Source organism: Pseudomonas sp. PAGU 2196 (genome assembly GCF_022179005.1).
Classification (GTDB): domain Bacteria; phylum Pseudomonadota; class Gammaproteobacteria; order Pseudomonadales; family Pseudomonadaceae; genus Aquipseudomonas; species Aquipseudomonas kermanshahensis.
In genome coordinates this window covers 93,175-113,600 of sequence record NZ_BNTL01000002.1, presented here as the reverse complement: position 1 = coordinate 113,600, position 20,426 = coordinate 93,175, and the positions used below count along the sequence as shown (strand labels likewise).

Sequence of the window (20,426 nt, the reverse complement as noted above, 5' to 3'; positions counted from 1 at the left end):
GTATATAGGCGGAGAGACAGCAATGGTGAGCAGTTTTCGTGTGCAACAAGCCGCACGTGAGATCCGGGCGGGCGCGGTTATCGCCTACCCGACGGAAGCGGTCTGGGGCCTGGGCTGTGACCCGTGGAACGAGGACGCGGTGTATCGCCTGCTGGCGCTAAAGTCGCGGCCTGTGGATAAAGGGTTGATCCTGATCGCCGACAATATCCGCCAATTCGACTTTTTGTTCGAAGATTTCCCCGAGGACTGGATTGACCGCATGGGCAGCACCTGGCCAGGCCCGAATACCTGGCTGGTGCCGCACCAGGACCTGTTGCCGGAGTGGGTGACCGGGCAGCACGACACGGTGGCGCTGCGGGTCAGTGACCACCCGCAGGTGCGTGAGCTGTGCGCGCTGGTCGGGCCGCTGATTTCCACCTCGTGCAACCCCGGCGGTCGCCCGGCGGCGAAAAGCCGCTTGCGGGTGGAGCAGTACTTCCATGGCCAGCTGGACCTGGTACTGGGCGGGGCGTTGGGCGGGCGGAAGAACCCAAGTGTGATTCGCAACCTGGCAACGGGTGAAATCGTTCGGCCGGGCTAAATTGCCAAGCGCCGATACCCCTCCTTGTGGGAGCGGGCTTGCCCCGCGAAGAGGCCAGCCCAGGCGGCCAGTGTGTATGGCCAGGGCTTCGCCCTGGTTCGCGGGGCAAGCCCGCACACAGTTGGACGAGTCGCCTGGAATTTCTCTGATCCTTACCCAAATGGCTGACCCTTCCTCCATTTGGGAAACCTCCTACTCCTCCCGACCTAATCCGTCACCTTCCCTGCAGGAACCCCTGCCTCTAGCTTGCTCGGTATGCGTCGCATGGGCGGCGCGGGTTCGTCTCGCCAGGAAGACACGTCGCACATCGGCGGGAGCATTGGGAAGAATGCCGCTATTCGAGAATGCCGAATACCTTATAAGGGCGAATCTGGAGCAGCTTGCGTCCAACCATCGGGTCCGAGTGGTGGAAATAGGTAGGTTTACCGCAGCTCAGTTCGAAGCGATCAACAGGCAGAAAGAAGGGCAGGATTTGCCCTTGCTGAAGGAGCCGGGCATCGTCTTTATTGGCAGCCATGCGTACCGTTCCCGGGTGGTGCGAGATGGATACACCATTGATGACATGGTTCTGCAAATCAAGGCAGCACTGGCGGCGACATCAATCTGGAAAAGCGCCACGCACATGACCGCCCTTCGCAGCACAATTGGCCGAAACGATGGCTATGGCAATGAAGTCTTTGATGAGGCGATTTTTGAACTGACTGCTCGTAAGCCCAAGGCAGAGCTCTATTCCATTGTCCCCAAAGGAGATAGAAACAAGCCCAAAAAATAAAGGCCGCTTACGCGGCCGAAGGGTAAGGATGCGCTCGCCCGGATAACTTGAAACTCAACCGGCGCACCAGCACAACCTCGTAGTGAAGGCTACGCTTCCGAGTCTAGTGGGTCAAGCTGGTGCATGTGTGCATGACATGCAGCGCTGCCCACTGCCTCAAATGTCCCGAGACAAAATTTTCGTCGTGGTGAGTAAGCTAGTCTTCAGAAGCACCGGCGTCGGGGTTTTCTGATTTTTCCGCGAACGGCTGTTCAGTCTGCGGCTTGGGAAATATCTTACGAGTCGCGTCGCCTGCCATCACCTTCTCAGTGGGAACCTCTGCCCTTAGGCTTAAACCGTCGCCGAGTAACTTGGCGATCGGGTGTGGTAACCCGGATGTGCTTGGGGCGTCACAGCTATGGCAGCTGTGCGCGGGAGGCGTCATGCCTGCCGGGAGCGCCTCCAGCCCGGTTTACCACCTCGCGTACAGCTGCCGCCTAAACCGTGTGGTAACGGCTTGGCGCCAGCTTCAATGCCTGGAGCAAGCCATGAACAAGATTGTGCCCGATCCACCCCTACCCAGCACCTCAACTCGACCCTTCGGCCGTTGCGATGCCGGTCATGATCCACTCTTCACCGTAAACCCGAACATTTCCGCTGAAGACGCTTTGGTCCACGTCGCCCTATACCTGCGCAGCGCCTTTGAAACTGGCTACAAAGCCCTGGACTATATGCGTGAAGAAGGCCGTGGCATGTTCTGGTCGAACCTGCATGCGATTGAAATGGCAGAGGGTGTGGTGGAGGCGATACTCGATGGCATCGAGTCGACCCCACAGCCGCAGAAGAAAGTGTGAGGGCTGACAGGTGCCTGCCTTGAGGGTTTTAGCGCCTGTGAAATTCTAAAGCCAAGCACCTGCCCGCCCTGATGCGATCGCGTGCCTAAATCAAGGCAACAAAACAGTCGACCCCACAGTCCGTCGAGCCGACAGCTCAGCCTGCGCCTTGGCTGCCTCACTCAGCGGATACCGCTGCTGGATATCCACAACCAGCTTCCCACTCGCAATCATCGCAAACAGGTCATCGGCCATGGCCTGGGTGTTCTCGGCATTGTTGGCATAACTCGCCAGGGTCGGCCGGGTGACATACAGCGAGCCCTTCTGCGCCAGAATCCCCAGGTTCACCCCGCTCACCGCGCCCGAAGCATTGCCAAAGCTCACCATCAACCCACGCGGCTGCAGGCAGTCCAGCGAGGTCAGCCAGGTATCGGCGCCGACGCCGTCGTACACCACCGGGCATTTCTTGCCGTCGGTCAGCTCCAGTACGCGCTTGGCCACATCTTCATGGCTGTAGTCGATGGTTTCCCACGCCCCCAGCGCCTTGGCCCGCTCGGCCTTCTCAGCGGAGCTGACGGTACCGATCAACTTGGCCCCCAGCGCCTTGGCCCATTGGCAGGCCAGCGAACCCACGCCACCGGCAGCGGCATGGAACAGGATCACGTCGCCCGGTTGCACCGCATAAGTCTGCTTGAGCAGGTACTGCACGGTCAGGCCCTTGAGCATCACCGCCGCTGCCTGCTCAAAGCTGATGTTGTCCGGCAGCTTGACCAGGTTGGCCTCGGGCAGCGTATGCACTTCGCTGTAGGCACCCAGCGGGCCGCCGGCATGGGCTACCCGATCACCGACTTTCAGGCGGGTGACGCCCTCACCCACGGCTTCGACCACACCAGCGGCCTCGGTGCCGAGCCCGGAAGGCAAGGATGGCGGGGCGTACAAGCCGCTGCGGAAATAGGTGTCGATGAAGTTCAGGCCAATCGCCTGGTTACGCACGCGGACCTGCTGTGGCCCAGGTGGGGCGGGGTCGAACTCTACAAGCTGCAGAACTTCCGGGCCGCCATGCTGGCTGAACTGGATACGCTTGGCCATCTCGCACTCCTGTTGTCGGGATTGGTAACAGCCCTCTATCGGACGCCTTTGCTTGATCGCCGTCAACTGCGGCGCGTCAGCCGCCGGTGGTATGCTACGCGGCGAATTCTTCTCTGCCCGCTCCAGGTGACCCGATGACCAGCCGCACCGAGGCCGTGAAAGCCTACCTGCTCGACCTGCAAGACCGCATCTGCTCCGCCCTTGAACGTGAGGACGGCGGCGCCCGCTTTGTCGAGGACGCCTGGACGCGTGAAGCCGGTGGCGGGGGCCGCACGCGGGTGATCGGTGAGGGCAAGGTAATCGAGAAAGGCGGGGTCAACTTTTCCCACGTGTTCGGCGCCGGCCTGCCACCGTCGGCCAGCGCCCACCGCCCCGAGCTGGCGGGCCGTGGTTTCGAGGCCCTGGGGGTGTCGCTGGTGATCCACCCGCACAACCCGCACGTGCCGACGTCCCACGCCAATGTGCGCTTCTTCATCGCCGAAAAAGAAGGCGAAGAGGCGGTGTGGTGGTTCGGCGGCGGTTTCGACCTGACCCCGTACTACGGCAACGAAGAAGACTGCATCCACTGGCACCGTGTGGCCGAGCAGGCCTGCGCGCCATTCGGTGCTGACGTGTACCCGCGCTACAAAGCCTGGTGCGACCGCTACTTCCACCTCAAGCACCGTGGCGAACCACGTGGCATTGGCGGGCTGTTCTTCGACGACCTGAACGAGTGGGACTTCGACACCTGCTTCGCCTTCATCCGTGCCATTGGCGATGCCTTTGTCGAGGCCTACCTGCCGATCGTCCAACGCCGCAAGGACACGCCCTATACCGCCGAGCAGCGCGAGTTCCAAGAGTACCGTCGCGGTCGCTACGTGGAGTTCAACCTGGTCTACGACCGTGGCACCTTGTTCGGCCTGCAATCGGGTGGGCGTACCGAGTCGATCCTCATGTCGCTGCCGCCGCAGGTCCGCTGGGGCTACGACTGGAAGGCCGCGCCTGGCAGCGAAGAAGCGCGCCTGACCGAGTACTTCCTGCAAGACCGCGACTGGCTCGCCCAGTAAACCTGTGGATAACCGAGGAGCCCCCATGGACCAGTACGTCGTTTTCGGTAACCCCATCGGCCACAGCAAGTCGCCGCTGATCCACCGCCTGTTCGCCGAGCAGACCGGCCAGGACCTGGAATATGCCACCCTGCTGGCGCCGCTGGACGAGTTCAGCGATTGTGCCCGCGGCTTCTTCAAGCAAGGCAGTGGCGGCAATGTCACGGTGCCGTTCAAGGAAGAAGCCTACCGCCTGTGCGACAGCCTGACCCCACGTGCCCAGCGGGCGGGTGCGGTGAATACCCTGAGCAAGCTGGCGGATGGCTCGCTGCGGGGGGACAACACTGACGGTGCTGGCCTGGTGCGCGACCTGACGGTGAATGCGGGGGTCGAGCTGGCGGGCAAGCGTATCCTCATTTTGGGCGCGGGGGGTGCGGTGCGCGGGGTGCTGGAGCCGATTCTGGCGCATGATCCGCAGTCGCTGGTGATCGCCAACCGCACGGTAGAAAAGGCCGAGCAACTGGCGCGTGAGTTCGCTGAGCTGGGGCCGGTGGTGGCCAGCGGGTTCAGCTGGCTGCAGGAGCCGGTGGACGTAATCATCAACGCCACCTCGGCGAGCCTGTCGGGCGAGATGCCGCCGATTGCCGACAGCCTGGTCGAGGCGGGGCGCACGGTTTGCTACGACATGATGTACGGCAAGGAGCCGACGCCGTTTTGCCAGTGGGCTACCAACCTAGGTGCGGCCAAGGTGCTGGACGGGCTGGGGATGCTGGCTGAGCAGGCGGCTGAGGCGTTCTTTATCTGGCGTGGGGTTCGGCCGGATACGGCGCCGGTGCTGGCTGAGCTTCGTCGACAATTGGCTCGGGGCTGAATTTGAGATTTTGGGGCTGCACAGCAGCCCCAATGGTCACTCTGCAAATTCAATGGGGCAACCCGCCACCCCTTCCAACTTCTGCAATTCCTCGACCACCTGCGGCCGCGCCCGCTGCAAGGTCAAACTACCCCCCGCCCGCCGCAACCGCCTTGCCTCTCGGTGCAACATATCCACACCCGAATAATCGATAAAATTCACCTGCCGCGCATCGATCACCACATGCGGCCCCTGGCAGCGCTGCAAGCGCACCTGCAGGTAATGCGCCGCGCCAAAGAAGATCGACCCGCCCACCCGAAGCACGTCGGCCTGCCCTTCGCGGCTCTGCTGCACCCGTGGCCGGGACGTGCGTTTGAGGTAAAAGAACAGCGAAGCCAGCACCCCGGCATAGATCGCGGTCTGTAGCTCCAGCAGCAAGGTCGCGGCGGCGGTCAGGGCCATGACCAGGAACTCCGAGCGGCTGACCCGGAACAGCGCCCTAATGCCACGGTGATCCACCAACCCCCAACAGATCAGCAGGATGCTGCCCGCCATCGCCGGGATCGGCAGGTGGGCGATCAGCCCTGCCCCTGCGACGGCAAACAGCGCGACCCACAGGGCCGAGAACACCCCGGCCAGCGGTGAGCGGGCACCGGCGTCATAACTTAAGCCCGAACGGGTGAAAGAGCCTGATGACAGGTAACCGGAGAAGAACGCGCCGACGATGTTCGACAGGCCCTGGGCGCGGATCTCCTGGTCGGCGTCGATCAGCTGTTCAGAGCGCGCAGACAGCGACCGGGCGATCGACAGGCTGGTGACCAGGCCGAGCATGCCCACCGCCACCGCGGTCGGCAGCAGCCGCAGCATCAGCTCCACGTCCAGTAGCGGCAGTGGGCTCAACGGGGGCAACTGGCCAGTGAAGGCAGGTACCCGCGGCACATGGCCAAAAAAGCCAGGCAGTGACCAGGCCAGCAAACTGACCACGACCAGGCTTATCAACAGGCTCGGCCAGCGTGGCCGCCAGAGCTTGAAGGCCATGCCGATCAGCACCGTGGTCAGCCCCAGTATCAGCGACGGCAGGTCGACCTCCCCGGCGTGGCTGGCCAGGTCTTGCACGGTTTTCAACGCCGTGGCCTGGCTTGGCAAGTCCATGCCCAACAGGTTGGGCAACTGGCCGAGGGCGATGACGATGGCGGCGCCCAGGGTGAAGCCGAGCACCACCGAGTGGGAGACGAAATTTACCAGTGCGCCGAAGCGCAGCAGGCCGAGCAAGAGCTGGAAGATGCCGGCGAGCAATGTCAGCAGCAGTACCAGCGTGATGTAGTCGGCGCTGCCCGGTACCGCCAGGGGGCTGACGCTGGCGTAGAGGACGATCGAGATGGCTGCGGTCGGGCCGCAGATAAGGTGCCAGGAAGACCCCCACAAGCAGGCGATGAGCACCGGAACGATGGCGGCGAACAGGCCGTATTCCGCGGGCAGGCCGGCGATCAGGGCGTAGGCGATGGATTGCGGCAGGGCAAGGATGGCACCGCTCAGGCCGACCAGCAGGTCCTGGCGCAGGCTGCGGCCCGATTGGCGGGGGAGCCAGGCAAGGAAAGGCAGCAGCTGGATGAGGCGATGCATAAGTATTTCAGTTTCCCGAGTGTTGTACCGGCCCCCTGTGGGAGCGGGTTTACCCGCGAATGCGTCGGTGGCTTCACTAGAGCATTCGCGGGTGAACCCGCTCCCACAGGATGAGTGTGATTATCGAGATTACAGTTTGCTTGTGACGGCCTCTTTCGCATCGCCACCGGCCTGGGTGCTGACCCCAGCCAACCACCCTTCTAGTACTTCGGGATGCGCCTTCACCCAAGCCTTGGCTGCTTCATCGAAGCTCACTTTTTTATCCACAACCTCGGCCATGATGCTGTTTTCCATGTCCAGGGTAAATGTCAGGTTGCCCAGCAGCTTCGCTGTATTCGGGCATGCCTGTGCATAACCTTTGCGGGTCAGGGTATAGACCTGGCCCTTGCTACCAAACCACTTTTCCCCACCCGTGAGGTAGTGCATCTTCAGCTTCACGTTCATCGGGTGCGGTGTCCAGCCGAGGAAGGTGATGAATTGCTGCTTCTTCACGGCGCGGTCCACTTGCGCGAGCATCGCTTGCTCACTTGACTCCACCAGCTTCCACTGGCCGAGGTCGAACTGGTTCTGGTCGATGATTTCTTTCAGCGACAGGTTGGCAGGCGCGCCAGAGCCGATCCCATACAGTTTCTTGTCGAACTGATCAGCGTGCTTTTGCAGGTCGGCGAAGTCTTTGACCCCGGCGTTCCACACATAATCGGGCACCGCGAGGGTGAACTCGGTGCCTTCAAGGTTGCGCGACAACTGCTGCACATCACCATTGGCGATGAACTTGTCATGAAACCCCTGGTGCGCCGGCATCCAGTTGCCGAGGAAGGCATCGACGCGCCCGTCCTTGAGGCCGCCATAGATGATCGGCACGGCCAGGCTGTCGATCTTTACCTGGTAGCCAAGGCGTTCCAGCAGCAGGCGGGCGATGGCGTTGGTGGTGGCGATATCGCTCCAGCCGGGGTCGGCCATCTTCACGGTGCTGCATTGCGCGTCTTCGGCGTGAGCCGTGGCAGCGCCCAGGCCGAGGGCCAGGGCAAGCACGGCGGCGGAGATTTTTTGCATGGCGAACTCTCTTCTCAATCCAGAGGGGCGGGCTGTGGATAACGGGCCTTGCGCTCGAGGTCGTCGAGATCGATGTGGTTGCGCATGTACTGTTGGCTGGCGTCCACCAACGGTTGGTGGTCCCAGCTTTTCAGCTTGCCGATGGCCAGGGCTTCGGCCACCAGGCGGCGGCGGCGCTGGCTGGCCAGCACCTGTTGGCGCAGGGTGGGGATGTCCCAGCGCTGCCGGGCTTCATCGGCAAATGCCTGCAGCAGCGCCTGATGGTCGGGGCTGCTGGCGAGGTTCTCCCGCTCGTGCGGGTCGCGGCTCAGGTCATAGAGTAGCCATGGGTCGTCTTCGCTGTACACGAACTTGTACGGGCCACGGCGGATCATCATCAGCGGGCCGACCGTGCCTTCGGCCATGTATTCGCCAATGACCTCGTCGTGGCCACCCTGCCCTAGCAGGTGGCCCAGCAGCGAGCGGCCGTCCAGGTGCAGGGACGTGTCCACGGCACCGCCGGCCAGTTCGACCAGGGTCGGCAGCAGGTCGCAGGTGGAGACCGACGCACTCACGCGCGCGGCGGCAAAGCGTTTGGGGGCGTGGAGCAGCAGTGGCACGCGCGCCGACATTTCGAACCAGTGCATTTTGTACCAAAGGCCGCGCTCGCCAAGCATGTCGCCGTGGTCGCCGGAGAACACGATCAACGTATCGTCCGCCAGGCCGCATTCCTCAAGGGTTTGCAGCAACTGGCCAATGTTGTCGTCGATGTAGCTGCAGGCGCCAAAGTAGGCGCGGCGGGCATCGCGGATCTTGTCCACAGGCAGGGGCTTGTTCCACAGGTCGTAGACCTTGAGCAGGCGCTGCGAGTGCGGGTCTTGCTCGCGCTGGTCAAGCTCGGCGCTGGGCATTGGGATATCCACACCTTCGTAGCGATCCCAGTAGCGCTTGGGAATGGTGTACGGATCGTGGGGGTGAGTCATCGACACGGTCAGGCAAAACGGCCGGCCATCGTTTTCGCGCGCATGGTCGTAGAGGTACTGGCGGGCTTTGAACACCACCTCCTCGTCGAAATCCAGCTGGTTGGTGCGCACGCACGGGCCGGCCTGCAGCACCGACGACATGTTGTGGTACCAGCTCGGGCGCTCGTCCGGGGCGTCCCAGTTCACGGCCCAGCCGTAATCGGCGGGGTAGATATCGCTGGTCAGGCGTTCTTCGTAGCCGTGCAACTGGTCTGGGCCGCAGAAGTGCATCTTGCCCGACAGCGCAGTGCGGTAGCCGAGACGGCGCAGGTAATGGGCGTAGGTGGGCACATCGGCGGGGAAGTCAGCGGCGTTGTCGTAAGCGCCAATACGGCTTGGCAACTGGCCGCTGACCAGGGTGAAGCGCGAAGGTGCGCACAGCGGGCTGTTGCAGTACGCCGAGTCGAACACCACCGCCTGGTCGGCGAGGCGGGCGAGGTTTGGCATCTGGATGGGCGAAGGGGCGTAGATCGGCAGCAGGGGCGCGGCCATCTGGTCGGCCATGATGAACAGGATATTCGGGCGCGTCATGGTTGGCTTCCATCGTTGAAGGTTATGCGAACCGCTTGCCTACCAAGATGCGACTGTGGATAACATGGGTAAAGCCCATGGCGGGCAATGACTGGGATTAGCTGAGCTTATGTTTGAGCGCCTTGGCGAGCTGTCGCTCGATACCCTGCGTGTGTTCGAGGCCGCAGCGCGGTTGCGTGGCTTCACGGCTGCGGCGCTTGAGCTGGGGACCACGCAGCCCGCCGTAAGCCAGCAGGTGAAGCGCCTGGAAGCCCAGCTGGGTACCCGGCTGTTCGACCGGATCTACCGGGGCATTGCGCTGACCGAGGCCGGCCAGTTGCTGTTCGAACAGGTGCACCAAGGGCTCCAGGCCATGGACGATGGGCTTGCCCTGGCCAGCGGGCGAGGCCAGCGCGAGGTGCTTCAGGTGGCGACCGACTTCGCTTTTGCCGCGTTTTGGCTGATGCCCCGGTTGCAACGCTTTCATGAGGCTTATCCACAGGTGGATGTGAGCTTGGTAACGGGTGAGCGCAGCCAGGCGATGCTGCGGCCGGATATCGATGTGGCGGTGCTGTTTGGTGACGGGCGTTTTCATCAAGGCGAGAGCCGGTGGTTGTTCGATGAGGAGGTATTCCCCGTCTGCAGCCCCCGCCTGACTCATGGCAAATCCTTGTCAGCCCTGGCTTTGCAGCGTTTGCCGTTGCTTCACCTGCGCGGTGAGCAGGCCAGCCGCTGGTTTGATTGGGCGGGTGTGTTTCGTGGGTTTGGCGTAGACAGCCCACCGCCGCCGGGGCAGTTGCGTTTTGATAACTACACCTTGTTGATCCAGGCAGCGATTGCCGGGCAAGGGGTAGCGATTGGCTGGGGGCACCTGGTCGATGGGCTGGTTGAACAGGGGCTGCTGTGTCGGCCCTTGGAGGGCAGTTTGCGCTCGGAACGCGGGTATTACGCGGTTCTGCCACCGCGCAAGCGGCGTGGGGCGCTGATTGAGCGGTTTGTCGATTGGCTAGAGGATGAGCGTGAGGCTTGAGGGCCTCTTCGCGGGGCAAGCCCGCTCCCACCGGTACACCACAGGATTGGCTAGCTGTGCAGTACTTGTGGGAGCGGGCTTGGCCCGCGAAGAGGCCTCAGGATACGAAGTTGAGATGCTCGCCCCGATGTAAACCCAAATCCAGCATATCGGCCATCCCCGCCGCTACCCTCTCCAGGTCGACCAACGTCTGGGGTGCATTGATCAGGGTCCAGTGCAATGCGCTGCGCTGCAGCCCATCGACAACCTGGTCCACGCCTTCACGCGCTTCATCGGTGTAATCGCCTGGCCTGTCCAACACATCGAAATCGCCCACCAGCAACAGCCGGCGTATAGTCGTACGCGCAAGCCCGGCCACCAGCGCTTCGCTCATCTGCCATTGCGCAGGCAGGTCACCGGGTGCCAAAGCTGACACCAAGGCAACTACCGCCGAGCCGCCTGCGGCACCCTGCTCCGCCTGGTCGGCACTCGCCAGCCCGCCTATCTTGAAATGCAGGCCAGGGCGTGGCGCATGGCGGTTGAGGTCATCGACCACGGCGGTCACTTCGTGCTGGCGTGACAGCAGCTCGGTAATCAGCGCACTGCCAAGGCTGGACTCGGCCCCGAACAGGACCAGCTTGAATACTGGGGTTTCGGCGTTTTTCACTGCATCACTTCCTTTGCAGGGGGTGATGGTTTGACCGCAATCAGGAGTTATCGTGCAAAGGATCAAGGGCTATCACGCCCACGTGTACTACGACGCATCGACCCTCGAGCAGGCGCGAGAACTGTGCGAGGAGGCGGCGCGGCTGTTCCCCGTGACCATGGGGCGCATGCACCAGCAACCCGTGGGGCCGCATCCGGACTGGAGTTGCCAGCTGGCGTTCGGGCCTGAAGTGGTGGGGGTGGTGTTGCCGTGGCTGGCGCTGTACCGCAAGGGGTTGGTGGTGTTTCTGCATCCGCTGACCGGGGATGAGCTGGCGGATCACCGGGATCATGCGATCTGGATGGGGGCTGTGCGGCCGCTGAAGCTGTCGATTTTTGGCGGCTAGATGGGGGCCGCTATGCGGCCATTCGCGGGGCAAGCCCGCTCCCACAGGTCGAGTGCTTTCTGACTGATTACGGTGAACCTGTGGGAGCGGGCTTGCCCCGCGAAGAATGCAACGCCAATCAGCGTCGAGCGCCGCGTACGCCTTCAGCCAACGCCGAGCACAGGCTCAGCACATCATTGACGGCCTGATCGGCATCCTTGGCATGAGCGATCTTGTCGACCAGCGCCGACCCCACCACCACACCATCGGCCAGGCGGGCGATGTTCGCAGCCTGCTCCGGGGTACGAATGCCGAAACCAACGCTGATCGGCAGGTCGGTATGCCGACGCAGGCGGGCAATGGCTTCGGTCACGTGCTCGGTGGTTGCCGAGCCAGCGCCGGTTACACCGGCGACGGACACGTAATAGACGAACCCGGAGCTGCGCTCCAGCACACGCGGCAGGCGTGCGTCGTCGGTGGTCGGGGTGGTCAGGCGGATGAAGTCGATGCCCGAAGCCTGGGCCGGGGTGGCCAGCTCGGCATCATGCTCGGGCGGCAGGTCGACGATGATCAGGCCATCGACGCCGGCTTCCTTGGCTTCTGCCACGAACTTTTCCACGCCAAAGCGGTGGATCGGGTTGTAGTAACCCATCAGCACGATCGGCGTGGCCTGGTTGCCCACGCGGAATTCACGAACCATCTGCAGGGTCTTGGCCAAGGTCTGGCCGGCTTCCAGTGCACGCAGGGTCGCTAGCTGAATGGCCACGCCATCGGCCATCGGGTCGGTGAACGGCATGCCCAGCTCGATCACGTCGGCGCCGGCTTCCGGCAGGCCCTTGAGGATGCGCAGCGAAGCGTCATAGCCCGGGTCGCCCGCAGTAACGAAGGTGACCAATGCCGAACGGCCTTCGGCCTTGAGTTCGGCGAAGCGTTGTTCAAGACGGCTCATGCCTGTTTCTCCTGGGCGGCCATGTGGTTCATCACGGTTTGCATGTCTTTGTCGCCGCGCCCGGACAGGCACACGACCATCAGGTGGTCCTTGGGCAGGTTCGGTGCGCGCTTGATCGCCTCGGCCAGGGCGTGGGAGCTTTCCAGGGCCGGGATGATGCCTTCCAGGCGGCAGGTGGCGTGGAACGCATCGAGCGCTTCGTCGTCGGTGATGCTGACGTACTCGACGCGCTTCACTTCGTGCAGGTAAGCGTGCTCCGGGCCGATGCCCGGGTAGTCGAGGCCGGCGGAAATCGAGTGGGCGTCGGTGATCTGGCCGTCAGCGTCCTGCAGCAGGTAGGTGCGGTTGCCGTGCAGCACGCCGGGTACGCCGCCGTTCAGGCTGGCGGCGTGTTTGTCGGTGTGCACGCCGTGCCCGCCGGCTTCGACGCCGATGATCTGCACGCTTGGCTCTTCAAGGAATTCGTGGAACAGGCCCATGGCGTTGGAGCCGCCACCGACGCAGGCCACCAGGCTGTCGGGCAGGCGCCCTTCTTTCTCTTGCAGCTGGGCACGGGTTTCCTTGCCGATGATCGACTGGAAGTCGCGGACCATGGCCGGGTACGGGTGCGGGCCGGCGACGGTGCCGATCAGGTAGAAGGTGTCTTCGACGTTGGTGACCCAGTCGCGCAGGGCCTCGTTCATGGCGTCTTTCAGGGTGCCGGTACCGGCGGTGACCGGGACGATTTCGGCGCCCAGCAGCTTCATGCGGAACACGTTGGCCTGCTGGCGCTCGATGTCGGTGGCGCCCATGTAGATGACACAAGGCAGGCCGAAGCGGGCGGCGACGGTGGCGGTGGCCACGCCGTGCATGCCGGCACCGGTTTCGGCGATCAGGCGTTTTTTGCCCATGCGCTTGGCCAGCAGCACCTGGCCGATGCAGTTGTTCACCTTATGCGCGCCGGTGTGGTTGAGCTCTTCACGCTTGAAAAAGATTTTTGCCCCGCCACAGTGCTCGGTCAGGCGCTCGGCGAAGTACAGCGGGTTCGGGCGGCCGATGTAGTCGCGCTGGAAGTACGCCAGCTCTTCGAGGAACTTCGGGTCGGCCTTGGCGGCTTCGTATTCGCGGGCCAGGTCCAGTACCAGTGGCATCAGGGTTTCTGCCACGTAGCGGCCGCCGAACGAGCCGAACAGGCCGTTGGCGTCTGGGCCAGGGCGGTATTGAGTCTGGGTCATGGGGCGCTCCAAGGCGTAATGAATGAGTGATGGGCTTTACTCTAACCACGCAACGCCCGTCTGAAAACCGATAAGATTGCGCAAACCTGTCAGGAAAACTCACAAGACAATGGCCCAGGACCTTCCCCCGCTCAATGCCCTTAGGGCCTTCGAGGCGACTGCCCGGCTTAACAGCGTCAGCCAGGCGGCCGAAGCGCTGCATGTGACGCACGGCGCGGTCAGCCGGCAGATCAAAGTGCTTGAAGAGCACTTGGGCATTGCCCTGTTCGTCAAGGATGGCCGTGGCATCAAACTCACAGATGCCGGCGTGCGCCTGCGCGATGCCAGTGGCGAGGCATTCGACAGGTTGCGGGGTGTGTGTGCCGAATTGAGCCGGGATAACAGCGAGGCGCCGTTCGTCCTTGGCTGTTCCGGCAGCCTACTGGCGCGGTGGTTCATCCCCAGGCTCGGGCGGCTCAAGGCCGACCTGCCGGAACTGCGCCTGCACCTGTCTGCCGGGGAAGGCGACCTGGACCCGCGGCGCCCAGGCCTGGATGCCTTGCTGGTGTTTGCCGAGCCACCGTGGCCGGCGGACATGCAGGTGCACGTGTTGGCCGAAGAACGCATCGGGCCTGTGCTCAGCCCCCACTTCGCCGGCTTCGAGCGTTTGCGCGGCGCGGCGCCCCAGGCTTTGCTGGGCGAGTCGCTGCTGCACACCACCTCACGCCCGCAGGCGTGGCCTGCGTGGGCGGCGCAGCACGGGCTCGAGCCGGGCGCATTGCCGTTCGGCCAGGCCTTCGAACACCTGTACTACTTGCTGGAGGCCGCAGTGGCCGGGCTGGGGGTCGCGATCGCGCCGCAGCAGTTGGTGGCGGATGATCTGCGGGCTGGGCGGTTGGCGGCCCCTTGGGGCTTTTCACCCACGCACGCCGCGCTGGCGCTGTGGGTGCCACGGCGCGCCGCGGATGGGCGCGCCGAGCAACTGGCGCAATGGCTGCGCCAGGAGTTGCGGCTGCAGATCGCTTAGTTGCGCTTGTACAGCAGCCATGCCGCCAGCAGGCCCAAGGCACCCACGGCTACCCCGGCAGTGGTGATGGGGTGCTCCTGAGCGTAGTCACGGGTGGCGATGCCGGTTTGGCGAGTGCGGGTCTTCACTTCCTCGTAGGCGTCGCTCAGCAGGCTGCGCGAATGTTTGAGTGCGCTCTCGGCGTTGCTGCGGATTGCCTTCACCGACTTCTGGGACTCCTCCGAGGCATCGTGTTTGAGGTTTTCCAGCGATTTCAGAAGGCTTTCGATCTCGGCTTCCATGCTTTCCAGGGATGTTTTACGCAGCGAGTTGCGGTGCATGTTGACTCTCCTTCGCGGATGGGCTGTAAGGATTGCGACTGCACCGCGCTGCGAAAGTGCGATCGAACTTTCATCCCTGGCGACGGCTCGCAGGTAAACCAGGCCTGCGCTGCTAGGCTCAATTTCACCGTCATCCAAGGAGAATGCATATGTCCGATCATCACACGTACAAGAAGATCGAACTGGTTGGGTCGTCGCCCACCAGCATCGAGGACGCGATCAACAATGCCCTGGCCGAAGCGGGCAAGAGCATCAAGCACCTGGAATGGTTCGAAGTGATCGACACTCGGGGTCATATCCGTGACAACAAGGCGGCGCACTTTCAGGTTACGCTCAAGGTTGGGTTTAGGATTGCTAATAGCTGAAACAGTGCCGGGCTAGCTGGCGCCGGCAAGATGGGGTAATAGAGAGGGGGCGCCGTTGCCGGCGCCCTCTTTGATTTTCATCTGTACAAGGAAAGCGATCGATGAAGAAACTGATTCTGGCGGCGGGCCTGATGGCACTGGCGGGTGGTGCGCTGGCGGCGGGCAAGCCGTGTGAAGAGCTCAAGGCCGAGATCGCCGCCAAGCTGGATGCCAAGGATGTAAAAGGCTACAAGCTGGAGATCGTCAAGAAAGGCGAACCAGCGGGCAAGGTGATTGGCAGCTGTGAAGGTGGCACCAAGGAAATTGTCTACCGGCGCGGCTGAACGGCGACCCATTCGCGGCAAACCCGCCTCCACGGCCTGTGGGGCGGGTTACCCGCACCGCGCGGCTACGCAGTCTTCAAGGCCTCTGCCATCAGTTCATAGGACCTGACCCGGTCCGGATGCTCATACAAGTCGCAGGTAAAGATCAGCTCATCCGCGCCGGTCTGTTCCAGCAGCACCTCGACGTTGGCCCGCACCTTCTGCGGGCTGCCAATCATCGCCAGGCCGAGGAAGCTCATCACCGCATCGCGCTCGTGGGGTAGCCACAGCCCATCCATGCTTGGCACGGGCGGACGCTGCATCAGGCTCTGCCCGCGAATCAGGGCAAGAATGCGCTGGTACACCGACGTGGCCAGGTACTCGGCCTGCTCGTCGGTGTCGGCCACCACCATCGGAATACCGAGCATCACATAAGGCTTGTCCAGCGTGGTGGAGGGTTTGAAATGGTTGCGATAGACGCGAATCGCTTCGTGCATGTAGCGCGGCGCAAAATGCGAGGCGAACGCATAGGGCATACCGCGCATGCCGGCCAACTGCGCACTGAACAGGCTTGAGCCGAGCAGCCACATTGGCACCTCGGTGTCATGCCCTGGCACGGCGATTACTGTTTGATCATCGGTGCGCGGGCCGAGGTAGCGCGACAGCTCTTCGACGTCATCGGGGAAGTCGTCCGCGCTGCCGGAGCGCTCGCGGCGCAGGGCCCGGGCGGTCATCTGGTCGGAGCCAGGGGCGCGGCCCAGGCCCAGGTCGATGCGGCCTGGGTACAGGCTGGCCAAGGTGCCGAACTGTTCGGCGATCACCAGCGGCGCGTGGTTGGGCAGCATCACGCCACCGGAACCGACACGAATGGTCGAGGTACCGCCCGCCAGGTAGCCGAGCAACACCGAGGTCGCGGAACTGGCAATGCCATCCATGTTGTGGTGCTCGGCGACCCAGAAGCGGTTGTAGCCGAAGCGTTCCGCGTGCTGTGCAAGGTCCAGCGAGTTACGCAGCGACTGCGCCGGCCCGCCATCGGCGCGCACGGGCACGAGGTCGAGGGTGGAAATTTTCAGGTCACGCAGCTGCGTCATCGGAGCCTCCTTGAACGTGGTTGGCCAGAGGCCTTTTGAACTCTGTATGGGCACATTCGGTGGATTCAATGCTTGCGGTCAGATTGATCTGAACTTGCCGTAGGTAGCCGACCTCTGAACCCTTAAGCATGTCACCCCAAGATATGTAAACGTAGCGACCAGGAGGCATCATGAAAAAGACAGCATCGGCGATCTGGCAAGGCGGCCTGAAGGACGGCAAAGGCTTGCTTTCCACTGAAAGCGGCGCGCTCAAGCAGAACCCGTACGGCTTCAATACCCGTTTCGAAGGCTCGCCCGGCACCAACCCGGAAGAGCTGATCGGCGCTGCCCATGCCGGTTGCTTCTCGATGGCGCTGTCGATGATGTTGGGTGAAGCGGGGCTGACCGCAGACCGCATCGATACCATTGCCGAGGTGACGCTGGACAAGCAGGCCGACGGCTTTGCCATCACTGCCGTGCACCTGATCCTGAAGGCCAAGGTGCCAGGCGCGAGCGAGGCGCAGTTCCTTGAAATCGCCAACAAGGCCAAGGCCGGTTGCCCGGTGTCGAAGGTGCTCAATGCCACCATCAGCCTGGATGCCTCGCTGGTGGGCTAGGCGGCGCAACGAGGGCGGTTTGCTGTAGTCTAACCAGCAATGGCAGCACGACTGCCCTTTCAGGAGCCGTTCCATGATCCGCGTAGCAATCGCCGTGTTGGCCTCCCTGCTCGCCACCTCTACGCTGGCGGCAGTGAAGCCGTGCGAAGAATTGAAAGCCGAGATCGAGGCCAAGATCCAGGCCCAGGGCGTAACGTCCTACACCCTGGAAGTCGTGGCCAACAGCGAGGTCAAGGACCCGAACATGGTCGTGGGTAGCTGCGAAGGTGGCACCAAGAAGATCATCTACCAGAAGAACGACCGGTAGCGTCTGCATGCAGGGCCCGCTCCCACAGTCATCTACCTGTAGGAGCGGCCTTGCGTCGCGAAGGGGCGCAAAGCGCCCCCCAACGTCACGGAATGCAAAACACGTTGCTGGGCTCGTTCACCAGCACCTTCCGGCTGGCGTCGTACAGCAGCACCTGCGGCTCCATCACGGGCGCCCGGGCCTCCAGGCGATAGCGTTCGCCGGCTTTGAAATTGTCATAGCGCACCGTCAGATAGCAGGTACGGTCCCTCGGCTGGGACATGATGCCCCCGCCGTAAATCTCATAATCAAATCGCACCACCAGCTCGTGCTTGCCAGGCGTTACCTGGAAGTAACGGCCATCTTCCAGCCGCTGACCGTCGAGGCGGTCGGCCATGAGGACTCTGCCGGGGGTGATGGTGGAAAGCTCGACCCAGGCCTGCTTGGGGTCGACGGGCGGCAAGGGGCTGGCGCAAGCCCCCAGTGCACTGAGGGCGATCAGCATCATGGGCTGGCGCATGGCAAAACTCCCACTTGCGATTCACAAGTTACAAGCATAGCGCCGTTTGCGGGGTTCAGGTGCGCTGACAGCCCGCTGGCAGGCCTTGGCCCAGCAGTTTTTGCTGGTGGTCGTAAAGTTTGATCCAGGGGCGGAAGCCAATGCTGCCCGCCTGCAACTGGTAGCGCTGGCCGGCGCTGAAGTCTTTGAAGGTGAGGTTGAGCTGGCAATCGCGCCACAGCGGCTCGTTGACCGGGCCGATATTGCTCGGGGTGACCGGGAACTGGTAGCGCACGGTCAGTTCGTGGCTGCCGGGGGCAACTTCGAAATAGCGTGTGTCAGCCCAGTCGCGTTCGTCCACCTGCACGGCGTGCAGCGACGTCTCGTCGACGGGCGTGAGGTCGACCCAGGCCTGGTTCGGATCGGGGTCCGGCAGGGTTGAGCACGCAGACAACAGCATGAGTGTGCTGGCGGCAAACAATGGACGCATGGCGAAACTCCCCCCTGGCGAGATAGTCTTGGAGCGAATTGGCCATGAGCGAGTCAGACAGTCCCAGATGCTTCGACTTTTTCTTTTTCAGCGCTCAGGCCCTGGGCCACTCGACCGCCTTTTCACCCGTTTTGTTCCCGTGTTGGCGGCCGTTCTGCTGAACGGTTGCAGCAGCGTCGGCTATTACGGCCAGTTAGCAGAGGGCCAATGGCAGCTACTGCGCGCGCGTCAGCCGGTGGAAAAGGTGCTGGCAGACCCGGCCAGCAGCCCGCAGTTACGTGCGCGGCTACAGCATGCCGAACAGGCCCGGGTGTTCGCCAGCCAGCAGCTGAAACTGCCGGACAACCGCAGCTACCGGGTTTACGCCGACCTGGGGCGCCCCTACGTGGTATGGAATGTATTCGCCACGCCTGAACTGTCGTTGCAGCCGGTGACGCATTGCTTCCCGATTGCCGGCTGCGTGGCCTATCGCGGCTATTACCGCCAGGGGGCGGCGCGTGGCGCGGCGGCGTTGATGCGCCAGGCGGGTATGGATGTGTATGTGGGCGGCGTCGAGGCGTATTCGACCCTGGGCTGGTTCGACGACCCGTTGTTGTCGTCGATGGTTGGCTGGGGGGATGAGCGGTTGGCGTCGTTGATTTTCCATGAGCTGGCCCATCAGCGCTTTTATGTGCAGGACGACACGGCGTTCAACGAATCGTTTGCCACCTTCGTCGAGCAGGAGGGATCGCGGCAATGGCGCGCAGCGCGTGGGCTTGCAGCGATCGAGGATGATCAGGCGCAGCAGCGTGACCAGTTCATTCGGCTGGTGCTGGCCAGCCGTGAACGGCTCCAGGAGATGTATGCCGGGCCACTGGATGACGCGCACAAGCGTGTGGCGAAGCAGGCGGAGTTCGAGCGGTTGCGGCGCGAGTACCGAGCCGTGCGTGATAGCCAGTGGGCGGGCGACACGCGTTATGACGCCTGGATGTATGGGCCGATGAGCAATGCCAAGCTGCTGCCGTTTGGGCTGTATGACCAATGGGTGCCGGCGTTTTCGGCGGTGTTCGGTGAGGTTGGCGGGGATTGGGGGCGGTTTTATGAGCGGGTCGAGGCGCTTGGGCGGTTGCCGGTTGAAGCGCGTAAGGCGGCGTTGGCGCGGTTTGTGGTTACCCAATGAGATTTTGGGGCCGCTGTGCGGCCCATTCGCGGGGCAAGCCCGCTCCCACAAGTTTTGCACTGCCATTCATAGCGATGCGGTACCTGTGGGAGCGGGCTTGCCCCGCGAATGGGCTGCAAAGCAGCCCCAATCACGATCAGGCGTTAATGAAGGCCTGATGCATCTCGGCCAAGGTAGCAAAGTGGTAGGCAGGTTCTTCGGCCATCAACTCTTCCCTGCTACCAAACCCATACCCCACCGCCACTGCCTGCAGCCCATTGCTGCGGGCCCCGATCAGGTCGTGCTTGCGATCACCGATCATCAGCGTTTGCGCCGGGTCCAGCCCTTCCTCGTCGAGCAGGTGACGAATCAACTCGACCTTGTTGGTACGGGTGCCGTCCAGCTCACTGCCATAAATCACCTTGAAGTGATGGTCGAACGCAAAGTGTCGAGCAATTTCGCGGGCGAACTCCCAAGGCTTGGACGTGGCCACATACAGTGTGCGCCCTTGGCCATTGAGGGCCTCGAGCAGCTCCGGTACGCCCTCGAACACCTGGTTTTCGTACAGGCCAGTGACGCGGAAGCGCTCGCGATAAAAATTGACCGCCTCCCACGCCTTGGCTTCGTCAAAGCCGTAGAACTGCATGAACGCCTGCAGCAAGGGCGGGCCGATGAAGTGTTCGAGGCGGGCCAGGTCGGGTTCATCGATGCCCAGTTTGGCCAAGGCGTACTGGATGGAGCGGGTGATGCCCAACCGTGGGTCGGTCAGGGTGCCATCAAGGTCGAAGAGGATGTTCTGCTGGTGCATGTAAGCG

General features: G+C 62.9%; 25 protein-coding genes. 13 read left to right on the top strand and 12 right to left on the bottom strand.

Annotated elements, in window-relative coordinates; genetic code table 11:
• Nucleotides 1-22 precede the first annotated feature (22 nt).
• The 3 genes from MFF34_RS01970 (at nucleotide 23) to MFF34_RS01960 (ending at nucleotide 2,185) form a co-directional block, all read left to right on the top strand.
• On the top strand, nucleotides 23-580 hold the full coding sequence (locus MFF34_RS01970) for an L-threonylcarbamoyladenylate synthase (RefSeq protein ID WP_099427977.1): 558 nt from the start codon (nucleotides 23-25) through the stop codon (nucleotides 578-580).
• A gap of 328 nt (nucleotides 581-908) precedes the next feature.
• Nucleotides 909-1,352, top strand: coding sequence for a hypothetical protein (locus tag MFF34_RS01965; protein ID WP_238209893.1), 444 nt, complete (start codon nucleotides 909-911; stop codon nucleotides 1,350-1,352).
• 527 nt (nucleotides 1,353-1,879) lie between these two features.
• Nucleotides 1,880-2,185: a DUF3077 domain-containing protein gene (locus MFF34_RS01960; protein WP_238209891.1), complete on the top strand. Its 306-nt coding sequence runs from the start codon at nucleotides 1,880-1,882 to the stop codon at nucleotides 2,183-2,185.
• Between the two features lie 90 nt (nucleotides 2,186-2,275).
• Here MFF34_RS01960 and MFF34_RS01955 read toward each other — a convergent pair whose 3' ends face one another.
• Nucleotides 2,276-3,253: an NADPH:quinone reductase gene (locus MFF34_RS01955; RefSeq protein ID WP_027592043.1), complete on the bottom strand. Its 978-nt coding sequence runs from the start codon at nucleotides 3,251-3,253 to the stop codon at nucleotides 2,276-2,278.
• 134 nt (nucleotides 3,254-3,387) lie between these two features.
• On the opposite strand from MFF34_RS01955, the gene hemF reads away from it, so the two are divergent.
• Together hemF and aroE are read left to right on the top strand one after the other, a co-directional pair.
• Nucleotides 3,388-4,299, top strand: coding sequence for an oxygen-dependent coproporphyrinogen oxidase (gene hemF, locus MFF34_RS01950; protein ID WP_027592042.1), 912 nt, complete (start codon nucleotides 3,388-3,390; stop codon nucleotides 4,297-4,299).
• 25 nt (nucleotides 4,300-4,324) lie between these two features.
• A complete protein-coding gene (gene aroE, locus MFF34_RS01945; RefSeq protein WP_238209890.1) occupies nucleotides 4,325-5,149 on the top strand; it encodes a shikimate dehydrogenase in 825 nt (274 codons plus the stop codon).
• A 36-nt stretch (nucleotides 5,150-5,185) separates the two neighbouring features.
• Here the strand turns inward: aroE and MFF34_RS01940 are convergent, their stop codons facing one another.
• The 3 genes from MFF34_RS01940 to betC all read right to left on the bottom strand — a co-directional run bounded on the left by MFF34_RS01940 (nucleotide 5,186) and on the right by betC (nucleotide 9,336).
• Nucleotides 5,186-6,751: a SulP family inorganic anion transporter gene (locus MFF34_RS01940; RefSeq protein ID WP_238209888.1), complete on the bottom strand. Its 1,566-nt coding sequence runs from the start codon at nucleotides 6,749-6,751 to the stop codon at nucleotides 5,186-5,188.
• A gap of 129 nt (nucleotides 6,752-6,880) precedes the next feature.
• On the bottom strand, nucleotides 6,881-7,804 hold the full coding sequence (choX, locus tag MFF34_RS01935) for a choline ABC transporter substrate-binding protein (RefSeq protein WP_238209886.1): 924 nt from the start codon (nucleotides 7,802-7,804) through the stop codon (nucleotides 6,881-6,883).
• Nucleotides 7,805-7,818: 14 nt separating this feature from the next.
• Nucleotides 7,819-9,336 (bottom strand): choline-sulfatase, encoded by a 1,518-nt coding sequence (gene betC / locus MFF34_RS01930; RefSeq protein WP_238209884.1) that lies wholly within the window; start codon nucleotides 9,334-9,336, stop codon nucleotides 7,819-7,821.
• 109 nt (nucleotides 9,337-9,445) lie between these two features.
• Between betC and MFF34_RS01925 the strand changes: the two genes are divergently transcribed.
• Nucleotides 9,446-10,345, top strand: coding sequence for a choline sulfate utilization transcriptional regulator (locus tag MFF34_RS01925; RefSeq protein ID WP_238209882.1), 900 nt, complete (start codon nucleotides 9,446-9,448; stop codon nucleotides 10,343-10,345).
• A gap of 97 nt (nucleotides 10,346-10,442) precedes the next feature.
• On the opposite strand, the gene MFF34_RS01920 is transcribed toward MFF34_RS01925, so the two are convergent.
• A complete protein-coding gene (locus MFF34_RS01920) occupies nucleotides 10,443-10,991 on the bottom strand; it encodes an NAD(P)H-binding protein (protein WP_238209880.1) in 549 nt (182 codons plus the stop codon).
• A 52-nt stretch (nucleotides 10,992-11,043) separates the two neighbouring features.
• Between MFF34_RS01920 and MFF34_RS01915 the strand changes: the two genes are divergently transcribed.
• Complete coding sequence (locus MFF34_RS01915; protein WP_027592035.1) at nucleotides 11,044-11,376, top strand: DOPA 4,5-dioxygenase family protein; 333 nt, start codon at nucleotides 11,044-11,046, stop codon at nucleotides 11,374-11,376.
• 118 nt (nucleotides 11,377-11,494) lie between these two features.
• Here MFF34_RS01915 and trpA read toward each other — a convergent pair whose 3' ends face one another.
• The gene (trpA, locus tag MFF34_RS01910) at nucleotides 11,495-12,304 is read right to left on the bottom strand and encodes a tryptophan synthase subunit alpha (RefSeq protein ID WP_238209877.1); all 810 of its coding nucleotides are present in this window, start codon (nucleotides 12,302-12,304) and stop codon (nucleotides 11,495-11,497) included.
• Nucleotides 12,301-13,518 carry a tryptophan synthase subunit beta gene (gene trpB / locus MFF34_RS01905; protein WP_027592033.1) on the bottom strand — a complete coding sequence of 406 codons (1,218 nt, stop codon included), beginning with the start codon at nucleotides 13,516-13,518 and terminating at the stop codon, nucleotides 12,301-12,303. Before trpB ends, trpA begins: the two co-directional genes overlap by 4 nt.
• 109 nt (nucleotides 13,519-13,627) lie before the next feature.
• Here trpB and MFF34_RS01900 point away from each other — a divergent pair, with 109 nt between their 5' ends.
• Nucleotides 13,628-14,524, top strand: coding sequence for a LysR family transcriptional regulator (locus tag MFF34_RS01900; RefSeq protein WP_238209875.1), 897 nt, complete (start codon nucleotides 13,628-13,630; stop codon nucleotides 14,522-14,524).
• On the opposite strand, the gene MFF34_RS01895 is transcribed toward MFF34_RS01900, so the two are convergent.
• Nucleotides 14,521-14,844: a YqjD family protein gene (locus MFF34_RS01895; protein WP_027592031.1), complete on the bottom strand. Its 324-nt coding sequence runs from the start codon at nucleotides 14,842-14,844 to the stop codon at nucleotides 14,521-14,523. The two genes, MFF34_RS01900 and MFF34_RS01895, sit on opposite strands and share 4 nt — an antisense overlap.
• A gap of 149 nt (nucleotides 14,845-14,993) precedes the next feature.
• On the opposite strand from MFF34_RS01895, the gene MFF34_RS01890 reads away from it, so the two are divergent.
• Both MFF34_RS01890 and MFF34_RS01885 read left to right on the top strand, forming a co-directional pair.
• Nucleotides 14,994-15,209 (top strand): dodecin, encoded by a 216-nt coding sequence (locus tag MFF34_RS01890; RefSeq protein WP_065864677.1) that lies wholly within the window; start codon nucleotides 14,994-14,996, stop codon nucleotides 15,207-15,209.
• A gap of 101 nt (nucleotides 15,210-15,310) precedes the next feature.
• On the top strand, nucleotides 15,311-15,532 hold the full coding sequence (locus tag MFF34_RS01885) for a DUF1161 domain-containing protein (RefSeq protein WP_027592029.1): 222 nt from the start codon (nucleotides 15,311-15,313) through the stop codon (nucleotides 15,530-15,532).
• A 65-nt stretch (nucleotides 15,533-15,597) separates the two neighbouring features.
• Here MFF34_RS01885 and MFF34_RS01880 read toward each other — a convergent pair whose 3' ends face one another.
• Entirely contained in the window at nucleotides 15,598-16,602 is a 1,005-nt protein-coding gene (locus MFF34_RS01880) for an LLM class flavin-dependent oxidoreductase (protein WP_238209873.1), read from the bottom strand.
• 170 nt (nucleotides 16,603-16,772) lie between these two features.
• Here MFF34_RS01880 and MFF34_RS01875 point away from each other — a divergent pair, with 170 nt between their 5' ends.
• Complete coding sequence (locus MFF34_RS01875) at nucleotides 16,773-17,198, top strand: OsmC family protein (RefSeq protein WP_027592027.1); 426 nt, start codon at nucleotides 16,773-16,775, stop codon at nucleotides 17,196-17,198.
• A 73-nt stretch (nucleotides 17,199-17,271) separates the two neighbouring features.
• The gene (locus MFF34_RS01870) at nucleotides 17,272-17,505 is read left to right on the top strand and encodes a DUF1161 domain-containing protein (protein WP_238209871.1); all 234 of its coding nucleotides are present in this window, start codon (nucleotides 17,272-17,274) and stop codon (nucleotides 17,503-17,505) included.
• A gap of 85 nt (nucleotides 17,506-17,590) precedes the next feature.
• Here MFF34_RS01870 and MFF34_RS01865 read toward each other — a convergent pair whose 3' ends face one another.
• Nucleotides 17,591-18,004 carry a hypothetical protein gene (locus MFF34_RS01865; RefSeq protein ID WP_099452524.1) on the bottom strand — a complete coding sequence of 138 codons (414 nt, stop codon included), beginning with the start codon at nucleotides 18,002-18,004 and terminating at the stop codon, nucleotides 17,591-17,593.
• A gap of 55 nt (nucleotides 18,005-18,059) precedes the next feature.
• Nucleotides 18,060-18,473 (bottom strand): hypothetical protein, encoded by a 414-nt coding sequence (locus MFF34_RS01860; protein ID WP_238209863.1) that lies wholly within the window; start codon nucleotides 18,471-18,473, stop codon nucleotides 18,060-18,062.
• Nucleotides 18,474-18,540: 67 nt separating this feature from the next.
• Between MFF34_RS01860 and MFF34_RS01855 the strand changes: the two genes are divergently transcribed.
• The gene (locus MFF34_RS01855) at nucleotides 18,541-19,632 is read left to right on the top strand and encodes an aminopeptidase (protein ID WP_238209861.1); all 1,092 of its coding nucleotides are present in this window, start codon (nucleotides 18,541-18,543) and stop codon (nucleotides 19,630-19,632) included.
• A gap of 136 nt (nucleotides 19,633-19,768) precedes the next feature.
• On the opposite strand, the gene MFF34_RS01850 is transcribed toward MFF34_RS01855, so the two are convergent.
• Nucleotides 19,769-20,419 carry an HAD family hydrolase gene (locus MFF34_RS01850; RefSeq protein ID WP_238209852.1) on the bottom strand — a complete coding sequence of 217 codons (651 nt, stop codon included), beginning with the start codon at nucleotides 20,417-20,419 and terminating at the stop codon, nucleotides 19,769-19,771.
• Nucleotides 20,420-20,426: the final 7 nt, after the last annotated feature.

What these genes read in the sequence shown, in the direction of transcription:
- MFF34_RS01970 (WP_099427977.1), top strand. Translation starts at nt 23, where the DNA reads ATGGTGAGCAGTTTTCGTGTGCAACAAGCCGCACGTGAGATCCGGGCG.
- MFF34_RS01965 (WP_238209893.1), top strand. Translation starts at nt 909, where the DNA reads ATGCCGCTATTCGAGAATGCCGAATACCTTATAAGGGCGAATCTGGAG.
- MFF34_RS01960 (WP_238209891.1), top strand. Translation starts at nt 1,880, where the DNA reads ATGAACAAGATTGTGCCCGATCCACCCCTACCCAGCACCTCAACTCGA.
- MFF34_RS01955 (WP_027592043.1), bottom strand. Translation starts at nt 3,253, where the DNA reads ATGGCCAAGCGTATCCAGTTCAGCCAGCATGGCGGCCCGGAAGTTCTG.
- hemF (WP_027592042.1), top strand. Translation starts at nt 3,388, where the DNA reads ATGACCAGCCGCACCGAGGCCGTGAAAGCCTACCTGCTCGACCTGCAA.
- aroE (WP_238209890.1), top strand. Translation starts at nt 4,325, where the DNA reads ATGGACCAGTACGTCGTTTTCGGTAACCCCATCGGCCACAGCAAGTCG.
- MFF34_RS01940 (WP_238209888.1), bottom strand. Translation starts at nt 6,751, where the DNA reads ATGCATCGCCTCATCCAGCTGCTGCCTTTCCTTGCCTGGCTCCCCCGC.
- choX (WP_238209886.1), bottom strand. Translation starts at nt 7,804, where the DNA reads ATGCAAAAAATCTCCGCCGCCGTGCTTGCCCTGGCCCTCGGCCTGGGC.
- betC (WP_238209884.1), bottom strand. Translation starts at nt 9,336, where the DNA reads ATGACGCGCCCGAATATCCTGTTCATCATGGCCGACCAGATGGCCGCG.
- MFF34_RS01925 (WP_238209882.1), top strand. Translation starts at nt 9,446, where the DNA reads ATGTTTGAGCGCCTTGGCGAGCTGTCGCTCGATACCCTGCGTGTGTTC.
- trpA (WP_238209877.1), bottom strand. Translation starts at nt 12,304, where the DNA reads ATGAGCCGTCTTGAACAACGCTTCGCCGAACTCAAGGCCGAAGGCCGT.
- trpB (WP_027592033.1), bottom strand. Translation starts at nt 13,518, where the DNA reads ATGACCCAGACTCAATACCGCCCTGGCCCAGACGCCAACGGCCTGTTC.
- MFF34_RS01900 (WP_238209875.1), top strand. Translation starts at nt 13,628, where the DNA reads ATGGCCCAGGACCTTCCCCCGCTCAATGCCCTTAGGGCCTTCGAGGCG.
- MFF34_RS01895 (WP_027592031.1), bottom strand. Translation starts at nt 14,844, where the DNA reads ATGCACCGCAACTCGCTGCGTAAAACATCCCTGGAAAGCATGGAAGCC.
- MFF34_RS01890 (WP_065864677.1), top strand. Translation starts at nt 14,994, where the DNA reads ATGTCCGATCATCACACGTACAAGAAGATCGAACTGGTTGGGTCGTCG.
- MFF34_RS01885 (WP_027592029.1), top strand. Translation starts at nt 15,311, where the DNA reads ATGAAGAAACTGATTCTGGCGGCGGGCCTGATGGCACTGGCGGGTGGT.
- MFF34_RS01880 (WP_238209873.1), bottom strand. Translation starts at nt 16,602, where the DNA reads ATGACGCAGCTGCGTGACCTGAAAATTTCCACCCTCGACCTCGTGCCC.
- MFF34_RS01875 (WP_027592027.1), top strand. Translation starts at nt 16,773, where the DNA reads ATGAAAAAGACAGCATCGGCGATCTGGCAAGGCGGCCTGAAGGACGGC.
- MFF34_RS01870 (WP_238209871.1), top strand. Translation starts at nt 17,272, where the DNA reads ATGATCCGCGTAGCAATCGCCGTGTTGGCCTCCCTGCTCGCCACCTCT.
- MFF34_RS01865 (WP_099452524.1), bottom strand. Translation starts at nt 18,004, where the DNA reads ATGCGCCAGCCCATGATGCTGATCGCCCTCAGTGCACTGGGGGCTTGC.
- MFF34_RS01860 (WP_238209863.1), bottom strand. Translation starts at nt 18,473, where the DNA reads ATGCGTCCATTGTTTGCCGCCAGCACACTCATGCTGTTGTCTGCGTGC.
- MFF34_RS01855 (WP_238209861.1), top strand. Translation starts at nt 18,541, where the DNA reads ATGCTTCGACTTTTTCTTTTTCAGCGCTCAGGCCCTGGGCCACTCGAC.
- MFF34_RS01850 (WP_238209852.1), bottom strand. Translation starts at nt 20,419, where the DNA reads ATGCACCAGCAGAACATCCTCTTCGACCTTGATGGCACCCTGACCGAC.